Source organism: Candidatus Phytoplasma asiaticum, from assembly GCF_015100165.3.
In the GTDB taxonomy this organism is placed as follows: Bacteria; Bacillota_I; Bacilli_A; order Acholeplasmatales; family Acholeplasmataceae; genus Phytoplasma; species Phytoplasma citri.
On sequence record NZ_CP097206.1, the window covers coordinates 294,308 to 315,740 of the forward strand.

The following is a 21,433-nucleotide window of genomic DNA, read 5'->3' on the forward strand; positions in this document are numbered from 1 at the left end:
AATAAAGTTTGGGAACAGCTCACTTCGATAATAATTAATTTCTATAAAAAATAAAAAAAGAAAATTTTTATTGTTAAATAATAAAATTAACCAAGAAAATATTAATTTCTCAGTTAATTTTTATTTAATATAAGATTCCCAATTTAATATAAGATAAAAAATCATATTTATGAATAATAAAATTTGCCAATTTGAAATTGCCATTATTTTGATTAAATAATTTTTCATTTTTTTAGACATTGTAGTTAATGATGAAAATAAATAAATAATTAATGGACCACCTAAAATCAAATTAGTCCAATAACTTTTAATAAATGAAATTATAATATTAGATTTATTTAATAATTTCAAAATAATCTTTGTAAAAGCATATACAAAATATAATTCCATAATAATTTTTAACCATCTTTTTGAACGGTTGTAACAATATTTAAAGTTATCGGAAAATTTGGTAGAATTAAATAAAATCAAATCATTAAATGCAATAAAATTATTATTTTTAAAAAGATATGTATAATAAAATTTTTCTAAAATTTCATTAAACGAATATTTAAAATTAGAATTATTAACATTAGGTTTGCGCAAAGAATAATTATAGATAATTTGTTTAATTAAAGAAGAATAAGGTGAATCTTTAAGATAATTATTCTTTGATAATGTGTGATTAGTTAAATTTAAATTAATACCAAAAATATCTTTTTCATAAAAATTTTTATTTTTTTTTAATAAAAGCAAATAATCATATTCAAAATCATTTGATCCCAATAAAGAACTAAAAAAGCGATTTAAAAAACCATTTTCTAATAATTTAATTATTAAATCTAAATGTTTGCCGGATTTTAGCCTAATTATATTTTGATGATATTCGAAATCTTTATTTAAAGAGTTTAAAATATTTTCATTACCAAATATAATAATTTTTCCTATAGATGATAATGAATTCAACATCATGGGATAAATATTTTTCTGAAAAATTTCTCTTCTTTTTTTGTTATGTAACAATTCTTGATGATGATTTTCATAATATTTTATTAATATATTGCCGTCGCAAATAATTAAATCTAACTCTGGGAAACAAAATTTTTTATTTTCAATATCAACACAAAGTAACTCTTGATTTTTTAATAATAAATTCATACGAGCTAAACCAAAACCTATAGGATGATAACGAGTAAATAAAGTATTATTATCGTCTGAAATAATACAACCACCGTATATATTTCCTTTAAAAGATCGTTTATGATGAATTTCTAATATATCAACAATTTTATTTAATATTAATCCAAAATCGTTATCACAAGTCATATCGTAAATATTGGCATTTATTAGTAACTTTGATTTAATCAGTTCAGGTATTAAATGGTTAAAAAAATCTAAATTTAAAGCCATCTTGTGACTTTGTTTTTTATATTCTAAAATAACTTTTTGAAATAATGTATTTAAATTATTAATCGATACTTGATGAATTATTAACATTATATTCGAAAGAAAATCAGAATCTAATAAAATCATATTATTTTTATATAAATTTATTTCTTTAAATAAATATTGATATTTAGTGTTATTAGAAATATCGATACTATAAAAAGCTTCATGTAAATTTTCAATTAATTCCGATTCGGTTAATTGTTTATTTATTAATTGGTTAATCAAAGAAGACCAAAATAAATTTGCAGATAAAATAAAATTACTATTAATATTCTTATCTTGAAAATTTTCACATAAATGATTTTTCTCGTATCGATATGATAAATATTTAAAAGTAATCAAACTACATATCGATTTTGTAATATATTCGGATGTTCTCGGATGTTTATCATATTTTTTTAATTCATGAATTAATTGTTGTTCGGGCATATTATTATTCTTTAACAACATTAATTTTAAAATTCCATTTCCGCTATTTTTCAATCTTAAATAAATAGCTATTTTTTTTATTATTAAGGAATTTTTAAATATATATCTCAAAAATATAATAATAAATTTTATTATAATTTATTTTATATTATACTAAATACGAAAATAAAATCCATTAAATCCTTAAATTTAATAATTTTTTAAATAAATTTATATGTATAATAATAAATTTTTCATCATTCTCTTTAAATCAACTCCCTCCTACAATTTTAATGCTGTTGAATTATATATCATTATTTTTAATTATTTTCATTATCTGATAACGGCAATAATAATGATTTTGTTTTATCGTTATCATTCGTTTCATTAATAACATATTTTATTTCTATTTTATTATTATCTTCATAAGTTATTAAATCTTGAATTTGTGTTTTTTCATTATCATTTTTAATAAATTGATTATCTTGAATTTTATTTAATTTATTGTTTAAAGATTTAAATTCATTTTCTATTTTTGTTATTGTTACTTGAATTTTTATGTTTAAAAAAATATAAATGATTATTAACATTATTGCGATAATTATTATATAAATAAAATTAATCAAATATAAATAATGTTTTATTTTTTTTATTTTTTTCATTTTATAACACCTAACCTATAATAAAATAATTATTGATTTAAAAAATTTTGATATTAATTGCGATTATTTGATCTTCATTTTAAAACGATAAATTATATAATATTTGCAAATAATATTTATAATATTTTTGATAAAAAATTTATCTTCAAAAATTTATTTAAAATATCAGTTATATATCTATTGAAAAAACAAATTTATTTGTTTATTTAAATTAATATTTTTTATAAAAACAAAGATAAAGATCATATTGAATTAATAAATAAAAATCAAATAATAATTTTAAATTAAAATTAATTAATGAATATAAATTTTTAGTATCGCAACAAAATGTTAAAATTTAATTTTATATATTTCAAAAAAAATTAAATAATATTGAAAATATTTTTATAATGAAAAAAAATTTACAATTTGAAAAATTTTAATATTTTTTATCAAAAAAATATATGAAAAAAATAGTTAATAATTGTGAAAATCATTAAATTAAATAAATTAATTAATAATACATTTAATTGATAATATTTTATGAATTAAATAAAGAAAGTTAACCAAAAAAAATCAATTTATAATAAATTTTATGATTTATCTTCATAAATCAATTACTATATAATTTTTGACAATTATTTTATAGTATTATCAATCTTTTTTTGGTTATATTTATTTTGATTTTAATAAAAAAGAAATTAAAAAAATTTTAATTAAAACCAAAATATATTGTTTTAAATTTAAAAATTAAAAAAATTAATAAAATTTTTTTATTATCAATCAACTTTTAGGGATTAATCATAAAAATTGAATTAAAAATTGTTTTTATATTATTAGACCAAAAAATTTAATTTAAATCAAAAGAATTAAAAAAAATTAATATTGCGAAAATAAAAAATTTCAAAAAATATTATTATTTCTTATTTTTTATTTTAATATTATGATTAATTTTAATGTTTAACAAAAATGTTTTAATATACAATAATTCAAAAAATCAATTAAAAAAAATACGACAAAAATCTGAAACAAGTGTTAACAAACAAAAATATAAGAGATAAAAGAAAATTATCAAATTTTTAAAAATCAAAATTTATTAAATTTTAAATAAAAAATTTATTTGTAATTTCAAAATAAAATTTATAAAATCGATGATAAATTAAATGAATTCTGAATAAAGAATTATAATTTGAATGAGTAATTTTCGCATAATGATAAAAAATGAAAAGAAATTAACCAAAAAATCAATCAAATAACAAATGAATTTAAATAAAAAAAACAACAAACTTTAATTAAAAATAAATTTTTAGCGGATTCTTTAATATCAAATACAACAACAAATTAACCATTTTAGACAAAAAAATTATAATTAACAAAGTAAATAAAAAATATTTAAATTTAAATAAAAAAATAAAAAAAGATAAGATTGCATTATAAAAAGCTAAATCTATTTATTATTCGATATTATATTAATTAAGTAAATATAAATAATATAAAGATAACTATCGAAAATTAATAATTTTAAACTTCAAAAAATATTCCAATATTATATAAAGTGCTTAATATTATCGCGATTAATCTTTGAAACTCAAATTTAATTGTATTTTAAATATTAATTCGAATTATTTTTATTAATTTTATTTTTAAAATTTTAAAAATTTATTTTTATATTTATATTCGATATTATTTTTTTTATTGTTAAATTAAATTTAATTATTTGTCATTTTAGTTAAATTAAAGAGATGATTTAAAAGAGTATAAAAACAATAATAGCTATATAACTTAATAAAAAATTCAATTATTTTTATAATATACAAAAAGAATTATTAATTATTTTAATTTATTTATATATTTTTCCAAATTTTTTAAAAAAAAGAAATATTTTAAATTATCGATTAAACTCTTTTAAATATTATTTAATATCGACATTTTACAAAAAAATCTTGTATATTTTGATTAAAAGCAATTATTATAATTTATTTCCAAAAGTTCTTAATATGTAATTAATTTTTATTTATTTTTTGAAAAATAATTTTTATATTAACTAAAAATATATTATATCAAACTTAATAATTTTAATTTTATTATTTTATTACATTTAGAATCAAAATTATCTTTACATTGCGTATATCATTTATGAAGATAATAAGTTGTTTTCCATGGAAATTCGTTATGAATCTTTTTGCTAAGTTAATCAGCACTTAGCTTACCAAAATCATCAAAAACTTGTTCTAAAGTCGCTTTTGGTTCTTCAGAAATAGGAAAATGATTCATTTGAGAACTAAAATTAAAATAATATTGTTTTTGAAATTCTTGTTTTAAAATTTCGGCATAAACAGAAGGAATAACAGGAACATAAGTCCACGTTTTTGATGGCATTTTGAAATAAAACCTTTTTATATTTGGCTAAATAATAACCTTGTGCATAATAAAGTAATTTTTGAATTTTATTTTTTATTCATGTTTTTATCTTTATTTACAAAAAACCAGGAAACATAAAAAACGTTGATTTTATTTTCTGAATTTACCATAATTAACTTCTTTTTGGAACTACTTTAAATACTAGAAGTATAACATTTTTATTTTAAAATTACAATCTTTTTGTTTATATAATATTTCTTCTATATCTTCGTTTATATTTTTTTTTATTTTATTTTGCGGATAAAATAATTTATTATATTTTTTTCAGTTAAATTTTTATTATCAATTCTTTAAGATAAAATTATTATAATTCCTTAAAGACGAAAATAAATAAAATAATATTAAAATTAATGGTATTCTAAAAATAATATTGACCATCTTTTTTTTATTATCTTTTTAAAATAAATATAAATTTTTAAAATAAAATATTCTTTTAAATTATATTTAGATAAGATTTTTGAGTTTATAAAATCTATTTGTTTATCAAGACTTTCAAATATATATTCATATATTGAATCTAATATATCGATAAAATCAAATATATTAGATATTTTTTTTTATTTTGTTTTTAATATTTACGTTATTATTATTTTTTCTTCTTTTTTAAATTGTCAATAATATTATCAATTACTACAATAATGAAACCATTACTAATATACTATTAAAATTGATTTGATTGATGCAATTTTCTATTTGAAAAAATATTTATAAAATCAATTTTTTTATTCAAGTATACTGCTTTTAAATAAACTTTTTGATAGATATCAAAAATTTTTTTTTATTATTGTAATTAATATAGTAATTAATATAATTATTATTTAATTTTGATATTTTTTGAAAATAAATTATTTTAGTTTTTAATCTATCTAATGTATTAATTTTCGATTTTATCCTGAATTTTAAAAATTTTAAAAATAAAAAATTTATATACTTTGTATATATTATTTTTTTTAATAATTTTATATACAAAAAAAATAATAAAAATATAACTATAAAAGTAATAATAATTAAACATATGACTAACGTTAGTGCAAAAAGTGTGTGTATAATTAATACAATTTTAACCAATAATATTGAATATTATAGATAAAAAACTCCTTTCTATATATTTATATATATACAAATTATATTTTTCAAATTGTAACACAAAAGATAAAAAAAATAATTAAAAATCAAAAAAACTTTTTAAAAGGCAAAAAATGTTTCATTTTTTAATTTTTTTGTTCCAAAAATAAAAAAGATTTAATATTATTTAAAAAAAGAGGAGGTAATTAAATAATATTTAAATTAATGAAATAGTTCTTAGTCAATAAATAAACAACAAATAAAACCAATATTTATGATATCGAAAATATCTTTTAGAAAATTGCCCTCAAAAATACGGTTCCGGAATTACTCGATTACAAAAATTATTATATTATGCTCAAGTGGAATCATTAATCCAACATCATAAATCTTCATTTAAAGAAGGAATCCAAGCTTGGAATTTATGAACTGTTCCATTTTTTTATCATTTTTAAATCAAAAATTATCTAAAAAAAACGGAAAAGTTTAATCGCACCCATATCAAATTAAAAAATATTATTTAACTATTCTTTAATACGGATAGATTAATTGCGTTTTATCCAGCGATTTATCTTTGCTGTTTTATTTACAATCAGTCCCCGTCCAAACCGGACAAGCAAGTTTCCAAGCATCCGGCTTTCCCTAATTTACTCTCTTGCGAGAACTAATTTCGTCTTACGACTGATTAGCTATTTATTCTTCTTGTTCTTGTTTCTCTAATATCATGTATTTGTTGATTGGTTACCCTTCGATGACAATCTTGACACAATACTTTAGTTCTTTTATTCATGACCCTGTGGCGATGCGCGTTACGAACCGTCCCAATATGATGAATTTGGATTGGGGTTGTTTTGTCACAGTTTTCATAATATTCCGCTTTCAAACGGTCAGTTAAACTCGTACGACCTTGGAATATGAATCTATTAATGGTAATATCAGGATTTCCTTTATAGTTACGCATTTTTTTAATTTTATCCCAAGAGTAAACGACCCATGGTTAGTATTGGGTTTTTTCCTTTATTAAGATAAGAAATACCCCAAGTTGAACCTCTCTTATATTTTTTTCGAACTCTGGCCATCGACGTTTTCCGTTTCCTTGCCAGTGTCTTCAAACAGCTATGTTCTGCTAGATAGTTTAGATGGGTTAAAAAACCTAGATTATTAGCTAAACAGAAGTATTGGATAATTTCTCTAACAATTGTTTGATAGGTTCGGATTATTTCTAATTCGTCTCTCTCTGTTAATGTTTCGTCGCGTTTCACCTTCCCCTTTTTTAACCAATTATATTCATATCCGTATTCTTCAGCTTTTCGATTGGAAATTTGGATTTGAACTTGGCCGTTTAAGGAATTCTTTGGGGTTTTCCTTACCCGAGTTTTATTGGTTGGTCTTACTTTTATCATATAGGATAAGAATCTTGTCCCTTTACTGGCTTTGACAATTTTGGATTTGTTCTTGCTAATGGTAAGCTTTAAATCTTGTTCCAGCCATTGCGTTACTTGATTCTTAATCCTTTCAGATTTATCATACTCGCCTTTAATACCAATGATAAAATCATCAGCATAACGGATGTACTCAACTCTTGGTTTTGGATTTATGTTGATAGAACTATCAATCCCCAGACTGTGATGTTGGTTTTTAAACCTTGCTTTCCAATATTCTGGGTTGTTCTTCCTAATCGGTCTCCCTTCTTTAATCAGTTCCTCCATTTTCAGGTCGATGTAGTTTAGATACACATTCGCCAACAAAGGGGAAATAATTCCTCCTTGCGGAGAACCAGATAAGGATTCATATTTGATTCCGTCCTTCATGAATCCAGCTTTCAACCATTTGTTAATAGTCGAGAGGACTTTATTCTTTTTGATGAACCGATTTAAAGTTCGCATAAGAATCTCATGATTGATGGTATCAAAGTAGCCTTTTAGGTCGATTTTGAAAAGGTAATCAATTTTTTGAAATCTTTGTTTGACAGGTTTAATAGCATCATGACAAGATTTTTTGGTTCTAAATCCAAAGTTCCATTCTGAGAAGATGTTTTCAAAATAAGGAGCTAAGAGTTGTTCCAGGCATTTTTGGATCAACCGATCTTTGATGGTAGGTAAACCCAAGGGTCTAGTTTTCTTATCACTAGGAATAAGAATTCTTTTAACTGGTTTCGGGTTGTAACCATTATTGACATATTTCTGATGTTATCTTTCTAGTTTCTCTAGATTAATCCCATCAATGGTTTCATTGTTAATTCCGGGGGTACCCGCTCCTTTATTAGCTGCTATTCTATTGAATGCGGTTAACGTGTTGTAAAGGTTATTCATTCCTTGTTGGAGCTCTCTTTTTAGGGAGTGGCCATTTGATGAACAATATTGAATTTTATTCAATGTTCGCGAAAGTTTAGTTTCAGGTGAAACTGTTGTTGACATAATATATCAACTCCTTTCTTGATACCATTGAATAAATAGTAAATTACTTTCTTCTTTCGCCCTATAAGAGTCATTAACTCTCTTCCCGGTAAGTCAACTAAATTATTCCAAATTTAGGTTCACCCTTACGACTACTCAGAAGATGCTTTATCCTTGACCATCCGGGCTTTTATTTCCGGATTAGTAAATTTAATTACTTCGTTTTAGGATTCTCCAAGTTACGCTAAATTTCGACCTTAATTCTTTAGGGGAAGTATCCTTTTTGGGAGACTGATTCCAGGTTTTCTTTTATTTGATAAACTACTCAATACTTTATCTATGTATTAGTAGATTATGGACTGTCCGTTTAAGCAACTTCCGGAACAGGTTTTTTTATTACATCAATTTTCCTTCTTAGGACATTGCATGCTTATCCATGGAATTATTTGGTGGCGGCATCCTCTTGACTAATTTGCTTTCTTCGCAATCCGCTTTTATGGTCCGCTTTTATGGTCTGCTGTAATCTGGCATCCTTTCGTCTGCCGGACCGACCATCTCCTTTCAGGGTTTATCTTCCCTGGCTATTGGTTAAATAGCTCGAAATTTAGACCTCTTTGGCGCCCAATAAAGAAAAATGATTAATAGCATTTTTTTAATGCCATATTTTTGTCTAAAAGATATAGATAAAATAATTTTTTCCACCGCAACAACAAGATCTTTTCCGAAGGTATTATGTTTTATTTTCTTTCCTACTTTTATAAATAGATTATGATTTAATTAAAATAATTTCATTTCTCTTAAAAAAACAACAGGTTTTAAAAATATTTTATTTCCATTTAAAACTCTAACATTAGAACTTGTAATATATAGTATTTCTTTAGCTCTTGTTATAGCTACATAAGCGATTCTTCTTTCTTCTTTGTTAATATAATTTGTATTTTTATCTTGAATAAAAAATTCCCTTTCGAATCCTATAATAAAAACAACTTTAAATTCTAACCCTTTTACTTTATGAATAGTAGACATAAGAACTTTATTTTTATTATTTTGATGGTTATTATCTTCTAATAAAGTTATTTTATTTAGTAAAATATTTATTTTTTCCCAGAAATTTCCTTCTTTTTGTTCTTTATTTTCTGAAATAAAAATTTTTTGTAAATTATCTAATTTATCTAAAATATCATTTTGTGTTTTAGAATCATTATTAACAATTTTTTTGTTATTTTTGGATAATATTTCTGAATATTTAATTTCTTTATCAATTAAAAAAATAATATTATCTAAACTACATTTTTTTTCGTTAGAAATCAAATTTTTAAGATTTTGAAATATATTTTGAAAATTATTAATTTTATTTTTTATTTTATCTTTTTCAGATAAATGATTCATAGCTTCAAACAAAGAAACCTTTTTTTCATTAGCAATTATTTCTAATTTTTTAATTGTTTGTTTCCCTATTTGTCTAGGAGGAGTGTTAATTACTCTTTTTAAATCAATATCACTTCCAGGAAAAATAAGTAATCTTAAATAAGATATAAAATCTTTAATTTCTTTTTTTTGATATAAAGAAAAATCATTTTTTATAAAATAAGGGATATTTTTTATAATAAAAGAATCCTGAATGCTTTTGTATAGTTTATTTACTCTATATAAAATAGCTATGTCTGAATAATTGTAATTTTGTTGAAATACTAATTCTTTAATTTGATTAGAAATAAATTCAGATTCTTCATATTCAGTTTTAAATTTATTATAAATAACTTCTCTTCCATAAGAAAAATCATTTTTCAAAATATTTTGAAAATGACTACCTTTTTGATCATAATTATAACTAATTAAAAGATTGGCTTTATCTAAAATATTTTTTGTAGAACGATAATTATAATCTAAACACATAATTTGAGATTTGAAATCTCGTAAAAATAATTCATTACATAAAATATCAGCACCTCTGAAACTATATATATTTTGATTTGGATCACCAACAGCAAAAATAAAATTATTTTTCCCTATTATTTTTATTATTTGATATTGAATCAAATCAATATCTTGAAATTCATCTATCAAAATATGAGTAAATTTTTTTTTATAAAAAGAAGAAACTGAAGAATTGTTTTTTAATAATTGATAAGTATAAATTATCAAATCATCAAAATCTAAAAAATTACTTTTTTTTAAAAAAAGTTCATATAAATAAAAAATTTTTTTTTCCTCACACGAATAATTATTTAGATTAGATTTTTTATAATCAGTAAACAATTTGTCATTTTGTATAACTTCATCTAATTCATTTAAAATTTGTTTTTTTATTTTCTCATTTTTAAAACGAGAATAAATTTTTTTTAGTTGAATTGATTTATATTTATTTTTATCTAATCCTAATTCTTTGATTGAATTTTTAATAATTTTAATTCCTTCTTTTTCATCGATAATATGAAAAAAATTATTAAAATCTAAATTTAGCTCATTAATATATTTTTTTAAAATTTTAAAACCTAAAGAATGAAAAGTAGAAATTGTTAAATGACTAAAAATATCTTGAGTAAATTTTTCTTGTAATCTTTCTTTCATTTCTTTAACAGCATTATTTGTAAAAGTAATTGCTAAAATGTTTGCTGGATTTATATTTAATTCATTTAATAAATAAATTATCCTATTTGTTAAAGTAGTTGTTTTTCCGGTTCCTGCTCCTGAATGAAGATAAATAGCTTTTTCTTGAGATAAAACAGCTTTTAATTGTTGTTTATTTAAATTATGTAACCATTTTGTTTTCATTTTTTCAAAAACTTTCTATAATATAAAATTATTTATCTAATCTATTACTTACGGATTTTGCCCCCCTTCAAAATAATTATCTGCTTTTCCAAATCAATTATCAAAATAAAAGGACAAATGGGTTCAAATCATTAATTGGCAAAATTGCTGTTAATCAATTAACCACTTTACAATTATAATCCTATAAACACTAATAAGCGAGATAAATATAAATAAGCCTATCAAAACTAACTATAAGAAAGGTTTAAATATTATTTATTATTTATCGTCAATAAGACTTAAAATTTATCAAATCTGTTTTGACTAAAGCTAAAAAAGGTTATCGAGTGAAAAAAGTTACATCTGATTTATAAATATTTCATAAAAAAGAAAACTAACAATTTACTAACAATTTTATAACAAATTTGTCTTTTTAAATAATCTAGATCAACATTAGCTTATCGAAGGAGGAATATTTGATATGATCAGATGATCATTATTAATTATTGATATAATAAAATTTCTTTTTAATAACAATTTAAATTTTTAATTTCATTTAAATTATTAAATTAACTTTAATTTTTAAGTTAATAAAAAACTTTCTAAGTATCGGATAAAAAAATTAAATAAAATTCTCGATATAAAACCGTAATTTTGTGATAACCACAATCATAATGATACTTTTGATATAATAACTCCACTCTTTTAGTAATTAATTACTTTATTTAAGATAGTTATTCTTATGGCAAATAAATTAGTTAAAAGTAAAAAAATAATTTATTTTAGAGACGATTTTTTGATTTTTTTGGTTAACTTTTTTTGGTTCGTTAATAAGCGAGGAGGTAAAATAATTTTGGTTTTTGTCTTGAGTAAAACTTTTATTGGAAATTTAACTTTCTACAAATGGCGCAGTTCAAAAAAGTTTGGTTCACGAGAAAATCTAATATATTTTTGAGTTAATCCATCTTCAGTTTATGTTAGAATGTGAATATGTGATAAATTCCCGAAAGTAATTAATAATGTTGAAGATCACACAAAAAATAATTAAATAGTTTTTTTGATCGTATTAGGTTTATTATTATATTTGTTAATGGTTTTTTTTATTTTAACCGAAATTAACATCTTTAAATTATCATAATAGCCAAAAGAAGAAATTCTTATTTTTAAAGAAACATATTTTCAAAATGTTGCATAATGGTATGATGATAATCGAAAATTCGATGAAATTAATGGCATCGGCTATTATCAACTACAACTCACTAACAAAGATAACATCCAATCTTTTGAATTAATAAAAGTCAAAGAATACTTCGAAACTCAAAAAGAACTTTCTAACCTCGTCAAACATATATAAAGACCATTATTCTTTCAATCGTTAGAAGAAACACAGAATTAATGGTCTTTAAATTTTCTCTGTTAGATAAAAAAATTGACAGTTATTTATATTAATATGTAAAATTAAAAAGATAAACAATTCCATGAAGGCTTAAGCGTTAACTGTTTAATCTTGGAATATAACAGTCTGAAAAAATATTTATTATAAGAAAACAAAGAATACTATCTTGGATGCGCACATGTTTCTGATATCAACTTTGAATAAATTAATTTCTATCTCCAATTCAACCCAAAAAGAAAAACTTTATCTATTTTAAGAAATATCTAAAGAAGAATAAATCGAAATCAAAGACAAATATAATATAATTAAAAATCAAATACAAAAAAATCAAAATAAACAAAACAATCCTAGAAGAAATTAAATAATTTAAAATATATTTTATTTTTATTATCAAAATCAAAGGAGATTAAATATACATGTTTAAAATAAAAAATCACAAATTATTTTTAAATATATCTTTGTTTATATTTTTAGGAATTTTTTTGATTATTAATAATTTTCATCAAGTAATGGCTGTAACTAAGAAAAATCATGACCAAAATATAATTTCATCAAAAGAAAAAGATAAAATTCTCAAAAATCATTCAGAAGAAAACGGAAATGAGTTTATAATAAAAGTAGACATATTAACAGAAAAAACTCAAGAAACCAAAAAAAAGAAAAGAGCTTCTGCTTCTAAAAAAACATTAGAAGAAAACACTCAAGAAACCAAAAAAAAGAAAAAAGCTTCTTCTCCTGAAAAATCTGATTATCATGTTAGTGCTTCCGAAGTTGCTTCCATTACAGGACACGATTCTTATCGTTCCATGAAACAGTTAGTAGTTGATAAACTCTTTGGCACGAATTTTACGGCTAATCAATATACTCTGCATGGGCAAAAAATGGAACCGATCGCGCGCAAATTTTTTAACGATAAAAACGATTTAACTTTTGAAAAAGTCAGTTTTTACAATGAGGAATTTAAACTTTTCGCCGCTTTAGATGGTTATAATGAGGAAAAAAAAGCAGTTTTAGAAATTAAATGCCCTTTTATGGATAAAGATCAAAAAGTCTCAAATACTTGGGATAGTTTTTTAAAAGATCCCCAGCCGGAAAATATTCCGAAAAACTACTGGGCTCAAGTTCAATGCCAACTTTTTTGTTCAAAAGCAAAATTAGCTTACTTTTTAGTTTATTTTAATGAAGAAAAATATTATGTTGTGGACGTTTATCCAGATAATGCATTTATATCGAAAATGATTGAAGATAGTCAAAATTATTTAGAATTTTTGAAAAACTGCGTAGAAGAATTAGAAAACACGACTTATTTAAAACAATTAAAAAAATTAAGTAAAAAATCAAAATTAAAATCAAATAATTAAGCTTTTTAGATCTTCATTAAGAATGTCTTTTTTGTTACCGGCAATTAATTTTAAAAGAGAAACCATGATGAAATTAATTGTTTTCGAAGTCTTAAGATGACAGCGGCAAAACGACGCTGATTCAGGCACTTGATTGCCAATTATTTCCTATTCCGAAAGTTTATCAAGGGGTTAGACAGTAGCACAAACGACAAGGAAATACGAGATTTATTTTTAAATTTTAATTCAGTAAATTATCGCACCCTTTTTTTATTTAAGTCTAGCAAATATGATTCAAATCTAAGTGGAATTAATAGTTCCGCAATTAAAAAACAATCGATTAATCATCTTTGACCGCTGGTTACCTTCAACTTATACTTACTAATTATTTCCTTTTTCCCAGGAAAAGAAACAACTTTTACCGTTAAAAAAGATTTTTCAGATTAATCATAAAACTATCTTAAAAAAACCTGATTTATTAATTTATCTTGATATCGATCCTATTAGCGGTTTAAAAAGAAAACAAAACCAACCTCATCACCAAAGTTATTTCATCGAACAAAAAACGTTAACTTTTTTCAAACTATTAGGCAAGGATATCAACATTATCTAACTCATTATTCTCATGACATTCGGAAGTTAATCTTAAACGGAATTGATCCCATTCTATCAAATATCAAAAAAATTATGAAATATCTAGAAGCTACCAAATTTCAATAGTTATTAAGAAAAAATGCTAAAATGGTAATCGTTATTTTTATTACTTACCATAATGGCAAAATTAAAACCATTAAACCTGATGGAACTGTTAATTGAAAAATAAAAAAAATTAAAAAGAAAAAAACTTAAAAAGGTCTTTTTTTATTTAGAAAGTAATTTCCTATGTTAACTAACGAAAATTACTTAAAAAATAATATAAAAATGATTTCTTAAAGAGACTCCGTTTTCTTTAAGAAATTACCTGAGTTGATAAATAATAAAAAGGAGGAATATATAATGTTATTAAAAAAATAATTGGCTATTATTTTTAGTTAGTTTTTTTAGGATTCATTTTTTCTAAATAATAATAAAGTAATGGCAAGAGCCAATGATAATATACAAAAAATAGAAACATTAACAAGAATTATAAGAGTATATAAAAACTTACATGATTTATTATTAGAAGAAGCAAGTTTAATACAAGAAATTTATAATGCTATTGTAAATAATAATTCAGAAGAAGAAATAACAATTTTAATTAATCGATCAAATGGAATAAATCTTCAATTTCAAAATATTCGTAGAAATATTAACAATAACCCAAATTAACTAAATAATCCTAGAATAATTTAAAATAATTAAATTTTAATCACAAATCAAAAAAAATCCCCTACTCAGGAGTTTTTTTATTTAATAAACTAAAACAAAACGAAATTAAAAAAATGCTTAAAACAATTTAAAATTATTAAAAAAGCAAAACATAATGTTTATGTTTTTAATATTTTCATCTAAAAAAACACAATAAAATAACATTTTCATTCAGGGAGTTCTTTAGATGTCGTTGGAATTGATTTTAAATTAGGATGTAAATCAGTTAATTTTTGTTGATGATAACCATCTAAACTCATAAGCATCCTTGTTTAGTCTTAAAAAAAATTAAATCAGTATAAATTTTGGTTCAAGGTTGATCAGTAAGATGTTTTTGAAAACATTTATTTTTAGTGTGTAGTCGTTACTATTTGATGAACCGATTATTTGGGGGCATTTTTTGACTTTTTTACCAATAATAAAGATGCCTTTTGATTTTTAAAAGGTTCAAAATCTTGGTAATCGTTAAAGTTTGGCGGTAAACTTTGACTAAAGGGAATATTATTTTTGATAAATTGGGGTGTTGATAAAGAATGACTGTTTGCAATAATTCAATTTTTTTGAATTAACATGCACAACTTTTTCCTTTATTTGAGATAGCTATTCTTATGGCAAATAAATTAGTTAAAAGGAAAAAAATAATTTATTTTAGAGACGATTTTTTGATTTTTTTGGTTAACTAATAAGCGAGGAGGTAAAATAATTTTGGTTTTTGTCTTGAGTAAAACTTTTATTGGAAATTTGACTTTCTACAAATAGCGCAGTTCAAAAAAGTTTGGTTCACGAGAAAAGCTAAGATATTTTTGGGTTAAATAGCGATCGAGATGATTATTAATATTATTAAAAGTTGTCGCAAAATATGGGGTTCAATGCAACTTTACTTTAACGGTTAAAAGATAGAACTTAATGCCATAATAAATGGTGATTGTAGGAAATAATAACAATAAGGTGATGATAAAAAAGAGGAGATTATTCGGTAAAACTTGTAAGATTTTATTAATAAACATAGGTTTTTCATAGGTTTTTATTTTCCTTTCCAAGTTGTGTTGTTGTTAAATAAAAAAAGACCCTTAAAAGGGTCTTGGTTTGTGATGAAAAAAATTTAATTTTTAATTTTTAATTTTTTAATTTCTTCTAGGATTGTTTGGTTGATTTTGGTTATTTTGTATTTGATTTCTAATAATATTTATTTGTCTTTGAGTTTGATCTATTCTTGTTTGAATATTTCTTAAGATATTTATTTGTTCTTCTGAAGCATAAAGTGGTGTATTATTAATGGCCGAAATCATCTCTTGTGTTAACAATAAATATTCTCTTTCTAATCGAACTCTTGTCATAATATTATCAAAATTTCTTAACATTTGTTCTTGATTATTTAGTTGTCTTTGTTGATAAGTTATTATTTGTTGGTGTACTTGTTGTATTTGATTCAATAAAAAATTAATTTCTGTTATCGAACTATGATTAAAAAGAGCATTAATCAATTGTTTAGATATTCTACCTTGGGTTAATAATAAGTTTTTAAAATCATTATATTCATCTATATGATTATCAACAATTGAATTATTTTCAGATATATCATCGTTATTATTCATTGCCGTAACTGGATTAATATTAATTAAGAAGAATAATCCTAAATAACTAATTAAAAAAAATGGTAAAAGATGTAATTTATTTTTTATTTTCATCATTTTAACTTATAACTCCTTTTATTTATTCCTCAGCTGAGGCGATTTCATAAAGAGAATTTAGTTCCGAAAGAATTGAATTTGGATATTCTTTTTTATCTTTGTCTAATAAACTTTTTTGTGGTTTTAAAACTGCTGTTTTAAGTAAAAGAGAAATTAATTGAGATCGATATTCATCATAATTTTTTTTATATTTAATAATGGAATTATGTTTTTTTATATCTTTTTTTTGATTCACGAATTTCATAACCTTTCTGATAATAATAAATATTATTATCAAATTTAGAAATTTGAATATACCCTTATTATATAACTTTCAGAAAGAAATGTTTAAAGAAAATAATGATGAAAATTAATTTAATCATGATTTGTTAGATAATCGGTTGATAAAATTTAGCATATTTTGAAACGTTTTTAAGCACGAGCATAACTGGAATTTTTTGTTTTAGTTATTCTTTTTTTGATATTTATTTCATCATTTTTTAATTTCTAATTTTTTTTAAATTATTTTTATCTTGAAATAATTTTGAAGTTTTTGAAATTTCTTTTTTTAGGATAATTACCTTAGTATTTGATCAAAAAAAATTTTTAATTTTATCAAATCTTTCTTGATTAATTGAAAATTTATAGTAAGGCATCTTAAATAGAAAATGTTAGAATAGGCAGTATAAGATTTTTGTTTTTGGTTCTCCATAATATTTAAGATGTTATTTCTGCAAAAATGGATAATATTGTTTCTTTACCAATATTATCCATTCTTTATAAAAACTAATGATAATTGCCATTATCAACAATATTAAGATAATTATAACAATCTGTTTTTTTTCGAAAAATTTTAATTAATTTATAAATTTTAATTAATATTTTAAACTATATAAAATTTATTTTTTCATATTTAATTAATTATTTATTTGCCTTAATTAGTAAATTTTAATTTCAAATATAATATAATCAATATAATTAATATTTTTTATACTTGGAAAATTTATATTTAATAAACACAATAAACATTAAATTATTGATAAATAAACATAACTTTTATTTTTGATTTTAATTTATCAAAAAATTTTTTAATTTAAAAAAATATTACGAAAATATAATTATTACTAAGAAAAAAGATTCAAAAATTTTTAAATTTGATGAAATAAATATTTTTTTATAAAAAATTTTTATTTATAATATTATTTTATTCTATTTTTATAGATAATAAATGATTTAGAAAATCATATTTTTTTATTTTTGAATTTTCTGAATTCAATAAAGTTTTTTGTTGAGTTATTTGGAAATTTTTTATATTTTGTAGGGTTATTGATTCATGTTTTTGAATCTCATCGTTTAATACGGATAGATTAATTGCGTTTTATGCAGCGATTTATCTTTGCTGTTTTATTTACAATCAGCCCCCGTCCAAACCGGACAAGCAAGTTTCCAAGCATCCGGCTTTCCCTAATTCACTCTCTCTCGAGAACTAATTTTCCCTCACGGTTGATTAGCTATTTAATTCTTATTGTTCTTGTTTTCTAATATCGTTTATTTGTTGATTAGTTATCTTCTGATGACAATCTTGACACAATACTTTTGTTCTTTTATTCCTGACCCTGTGGCGATGCGCGTTACGAATCATCCCAATGTGATGAATTTGCAGTGGGGTTGTTTTGTCGCAATTTTCACAACGTTCCGCTTTTAAGAGGTCAATTAGAGTTGTTTCAGACATTTTTTATAGAACAATATTGAATTTTATCCCGTGTTCGCGAAAGTTTAGTTTCTGGTGAAACTGTTGTTGACATAATATCAACCCCTTTCTTGATGCCACTGAATAAATAGTAAATTACTTTCTTCTTTCGCCCTATAAGAGCAGTTAACTCTTTTCTCGGTAAGCCGATTAACTAAATTATTCCAAATTTAGGTTTACCCTTACGACTACTAAAAAGATTCTTTATCCTTGACCATCCGGACTTTTATTTCCAGATTAGTAAACTTAATTACTTAGTTTTAGGATTCTCCAAGTTACTCTAAATTTCTACCTTAATTCTTTAGGGGAAGTATCCTCTATAGGAGGTTGATTCCAGGTTTTCTTTATCTGATAAACTACTCAATACCGAAGTTATGTATTAGTAGACTCTGGACTGTCCGTTTAAGCAACTTTCGAAACAGGTTTGTCAATTACTTCAATTTTCCTTCTTAGGCCATTGCAGGCTTCTCCATGGAATTATTTGGTGGCGGAATCTTCTTGACTAATTTGCTTTCGTCGCAACTCGCTTTTATGGTCTGCTGTAATCTGACATTCTTTCGTTTGCTAGACCGACCATCTCCTTTCAGGGTTTATCAGCCCTGGCTATTGGTTAGATAGCGCGAAATTTAGGCATCTTTGGCGCCCACTTCAAAACGATTATTTTTCTTATTGTTTCTATTTTCGAAATACTGTTCGGATGTATAAATTTTATAGCAAAAACTTGATTATTTTTCATATTCATGTGCAATACACAAAATAAAAATATCCAAAAAATTACAAAAATATTCAATAATTTGTTTTTTTTAATATTAAAATTCATTTTTAACCTCCTTTTTTGAAAAAACAATTTATTTCCGATAAAATTTTATCAAATAAAATACCATTATTGTTGAAAAAAATTAAAATTTTTTAATATAAATTATCAAATCCAAAAAATAAAAAAATTAATTTTAAAATTTTAAATAATTCCGTTATAATATGTTTTTCATAAGATATTAAAATTAATAATTTTATATAAAAAATCAAAAATTTAGATATTAATAACTAAATTTAGTTAAATAATTATATTTGTCAATTTCATATAAAAATAACTCATCAACGCATTAATCATTTACTTATTTTTGATCCAAATTAAGGTAAAATTAACTTTATAAAAAAATAATAAATAAAAATATAATTTTTAAAATTAAAAAATAAATTACAATAATTAATATCACATAATTATCATTTATTATTTTTAATTTTAAATTACATAATATAGATGTATTGTAATTTAAAATTTTATAAAATTTTATATTATTAAAATAAAGGTTATAAATTTATTTTTATTATTATAAACCGATTAAAGTTGTTATCAATTTAATTAAATTAAAATATAAAAAAATTGATAATGATTAAATTTTAAAAAAATAGAATATTCTTTAAACAAAACCAATCTTATTGGTTGAAAATTTTTAAATATTAATAAAAAAATCAATAAACCCATTGATATATTATTCAATTAGAAATTTTTTTAAAAATATAAAATTAAATTCAATAAAAAATAAAACTAAATATAATATTTAATTTTTATTTATATTTGTTATTTTTAATATCGAAGCATAAACAGGAATATAATTGAGTTTATGATGGTCAAATTTATTCAGAATTCAAAAACAACAAATTCTTCTCAAATATTATTCATTCAATTATTAATCAAAAAAATTGAAAGTTTTAAAATCACAAATAGATAAATTATCAATAAAAATTAAATTTTCCTTTTTTAGACAATTTTTGATTTAAAAATTGTGCTTTAAGACTAAAAATAAGTTGATAATTTAATATCTTTTCAAACCAAAGAAATATTTTTTTTTATTTAAAAAAAGTCTCTAAACTTTTTTATAATTCTTTTGTTTCAAAAAATATTTTTTTCTTCAGTTTAGCTTATTTTATGTTAATACAATTAAAAATTTATTTTAGATTTTAAACATATTGAGTTGGGGTAGCATAGTTTAATTGCTTTAAATCCATTGCATATTCCAAAATTGGGGAAATGGATTGATTATTTTTGTTATTCTATCAGGAGATTTTTATCATAAAAAAAGAATGTTACTATTATAGGATCATTTTTATTTTGTTTAAAAAGTTTTCAATAACGGCATTATCACGGGGATTAGTTTTTCGAGACATACTGATTAAAAAAACCTTTTTTATTTAAAGTTTGTTGAACTTTGTGGGTTTGATAAACTGCTCCATGATCTGTTTGCATGATACAAGGTGCTTTAATTGGAGAGAGTTTTTTAATTGTCTTTAAAACTAAATCTTTATTTTATTTATGGTAAAAATGAAAAGTGATAATTTAGTTGTTAAAAGCATCGATAATATAAGAAGAAAACCTTGATTAGTTTTAAAATAAGCAATATCTGTAAAGAGTTTTTTTGAAAAGGTTTGGTAGTCATAAATTCTTGATTGATGAAATTAAGAATAATTAGGAGATTATTTTTTAAATTATAGTAATTAAAATTTTTTTAATTTTTAACCGATAACGAATATCATTTTTTTTCATAATGGTATAAACTTTTTTCTTAGTAATCTTTTTGTTAAAAGTTTTCGGGTATAAATTGTTGATTTTATGATATCTAAAAAAATATTGATAATAGAAACATGAAGATTTAATTTTTTTTATTGTAACAGGTATTGTTTTTTATTCGAGGTTATTTTTGAATTTTAATCAATAATAATTACTTTGGTTAATTCCGATTGTTTTTGAAATGGTGATTAAATTAAGATTTTGTTAAAATTGGTTCACTAAATGAAAAACTATTTTTTTTATCAATT

At 21.7% G+C, this 21,433-nt stretch carries 13 protein-coding genes; 2 read left to right on the forward strand and 11 right to left on the reverse strand.

What is annotated here, in order from left to right; all coding sequences use genetic code 11:
- Positions 1-120 precede the first annotated feature (120 nt).
- The 7 genes from H7686_RS01280 to H7686_RS01310 all read right to left on the reverse strand — a co-directional run bounded on the left by H7686_RS01280 (position 121) and on the right by H7686_RS01310 (position 11,134).
- Positions 121-1,968: a hypothetical protein gene (locus tag H7686_RS01280; protein ID WP_444517563.1), complete on the reverse strand. Its 1,848-nt coding sequence runs from the start codon at positions 1,966-1,968 to the stop codon at positions 121-123.
- 188 nt (positions 1,969-2,156) lie between these two features.
- Complete coding sequence (locus H7686_RS01285; protein WP_193621966.1) at positions 2,157-2,498, reverse strand: hypothetical protein; 342 nt, start codon at positions 2,496-2,498, stop codon at positions 2,157-2,159.
- Positions 2,499-4,667: 2,169 nt separating this feature from the next.
- Positions 4,668-4,856 carry a hypothetical protein gene (locus H7686_RS01290; RefSeq protein ID WP_193621965.1) on the reverse strand — a complete coding sequence of 63 codons (189 nt, stop codon included), beginning with the start codon at positions 4,854-4,856 and terminating at the stop codon, positions 4,668-4,670.
- A 1,792-nt stretch (positions 4,857-6,648) separates the two neighbouring features.
- Positions 6,649-6,924, reverse strand: coding sequence for a hypothetical protein (locus H7686_RS01295; RefSeq protein WP_249175832.1), 276 nt, complete (start codon positions 6,922-6,924; stop codon positions 6,649-6,651).
- Between the two features lie 10 nt (positions 6,925-6,934).
- Complete coding sequence (locus H7686_RS01300; protein ID WP_249175833.1) at positions 6,935-8,071, reverse strand: reverse transcriptase/maturase family protein; 1,137 nt, start codon at positions 8,069-8,071, stop codon at positions 6,935-6,937.
- A gap of 81 nt (positions 8,072-8,152) precedes the next feature.
- The gene (locus H7686_RS01305; protein ID WP_249175834.1) at positions 8,153-8,380 is read right to left on the reverse strand and encodes a hypothetical protein; all 228 of its coding nucleotides are present in this window, start codon (positions 8,378-8,380) and stop codon (positions 8,153-8,155) included.
- Positions 8,381-9,136: 756 nt separating this feature from the next.
- Complete coding sequence (locus H7686_RS01310; protein WP_193622081.1) at positions 9,137-11,134, reverse strand: ATP-dependent helicase; 1,998 nt, start codon at positions 11,132-11,134, stop codon at positions 9,137-9,139.
- Positions 11,135-12,925: 1,791 nt separating this feature from the next.
- Between H7686_RS01310 and H7686_RS01315 the strand changes: the two genes are divergently transcribed.
- Both H7686_RS01315 and H7686_RS01320 read left to right on the forward strand, forming a co-directional pair.
- Positions 12,926-13,870, forward strand: coding sequence for a lambda-exonuclease family protein (locus H7686_RS01315; protein ID WP_193622080.1), 945 nt, complete (start codon positions 12,926-12,928; stop codon positions 13,868-13,870).
- Positions 13,871-14,923: 1,053 nt separating this feature from the next.
- Positions 14,924-15,157: a hypothetical protein gene (locus H7686_RS01320; RefSeq protein ID WP_193622079.1), complete on the forward strand. Its 234-nt coding sequence runs from the start codon at positions 14,924-14,926 to the stop codon at positions 15,155-15,157.
- 1,163 nt (positions 15,158-16,320) lie between these two features.
- On the opposite strand, the gene H7686_RS01325 is transcribed toward H7686_RS01320, so the two are convergent.
- The 4 genes from H7686_RS01325 to H7686_RS01340 all read right to left on the reverse strand — a co-directional run bounded on the left by H7686_RS01325 (position 16,321) and on the right by H7686_RS01340 (position 19,436).
- Entirely contained in the window at positions 16,321-16,887 is a 567-nt protein-coding gene (locus H7686_RS01325) for an SVM family protein (RefSeq protein ID WP_193622078.1), read from the reverse strand.
- A 22-nt stretch (positions 16,888-16,909) separates the two neighbouring features.
- On the reverse strand, positions 16,910-17,122 hold the full coding sequence (locus tag H7686_RS01330; RefSeq protein WP_304515055.1) for a hypothetical protein: 213 nt from the start codon (positions 17,120-17,122) through the stop codon (positions 16,910-16,912).
- A 1,266-nt stretch (positions 17,123-18,388) separates the two neighbouring features.
- Positions 18,389-18,598 (reverse strand): hypothetical protein, encoded by a 210-nt coding sequence (locus tag H7686_RS01335; protein WP_193621938.1) that lies wholly within the window; start codon positions 18,596-18,598, stop codon positions 18,389-18,391.
- Positions 18,599-19,226: 628 nt separating this feature from the next.
- Complete coding sequence (locus H7686_RS01340) at positions 19,227-19,436, reverse strand: hypothetical protein (RefSeq protein ID WP_193621939.1); 210 nt, start codon at positions 19,434-19,436, stop codon at positions 19,227-19,229.
- Between the last annotated feature and the right edge of the window lie 1,997 nt (positions 19,437-21,433).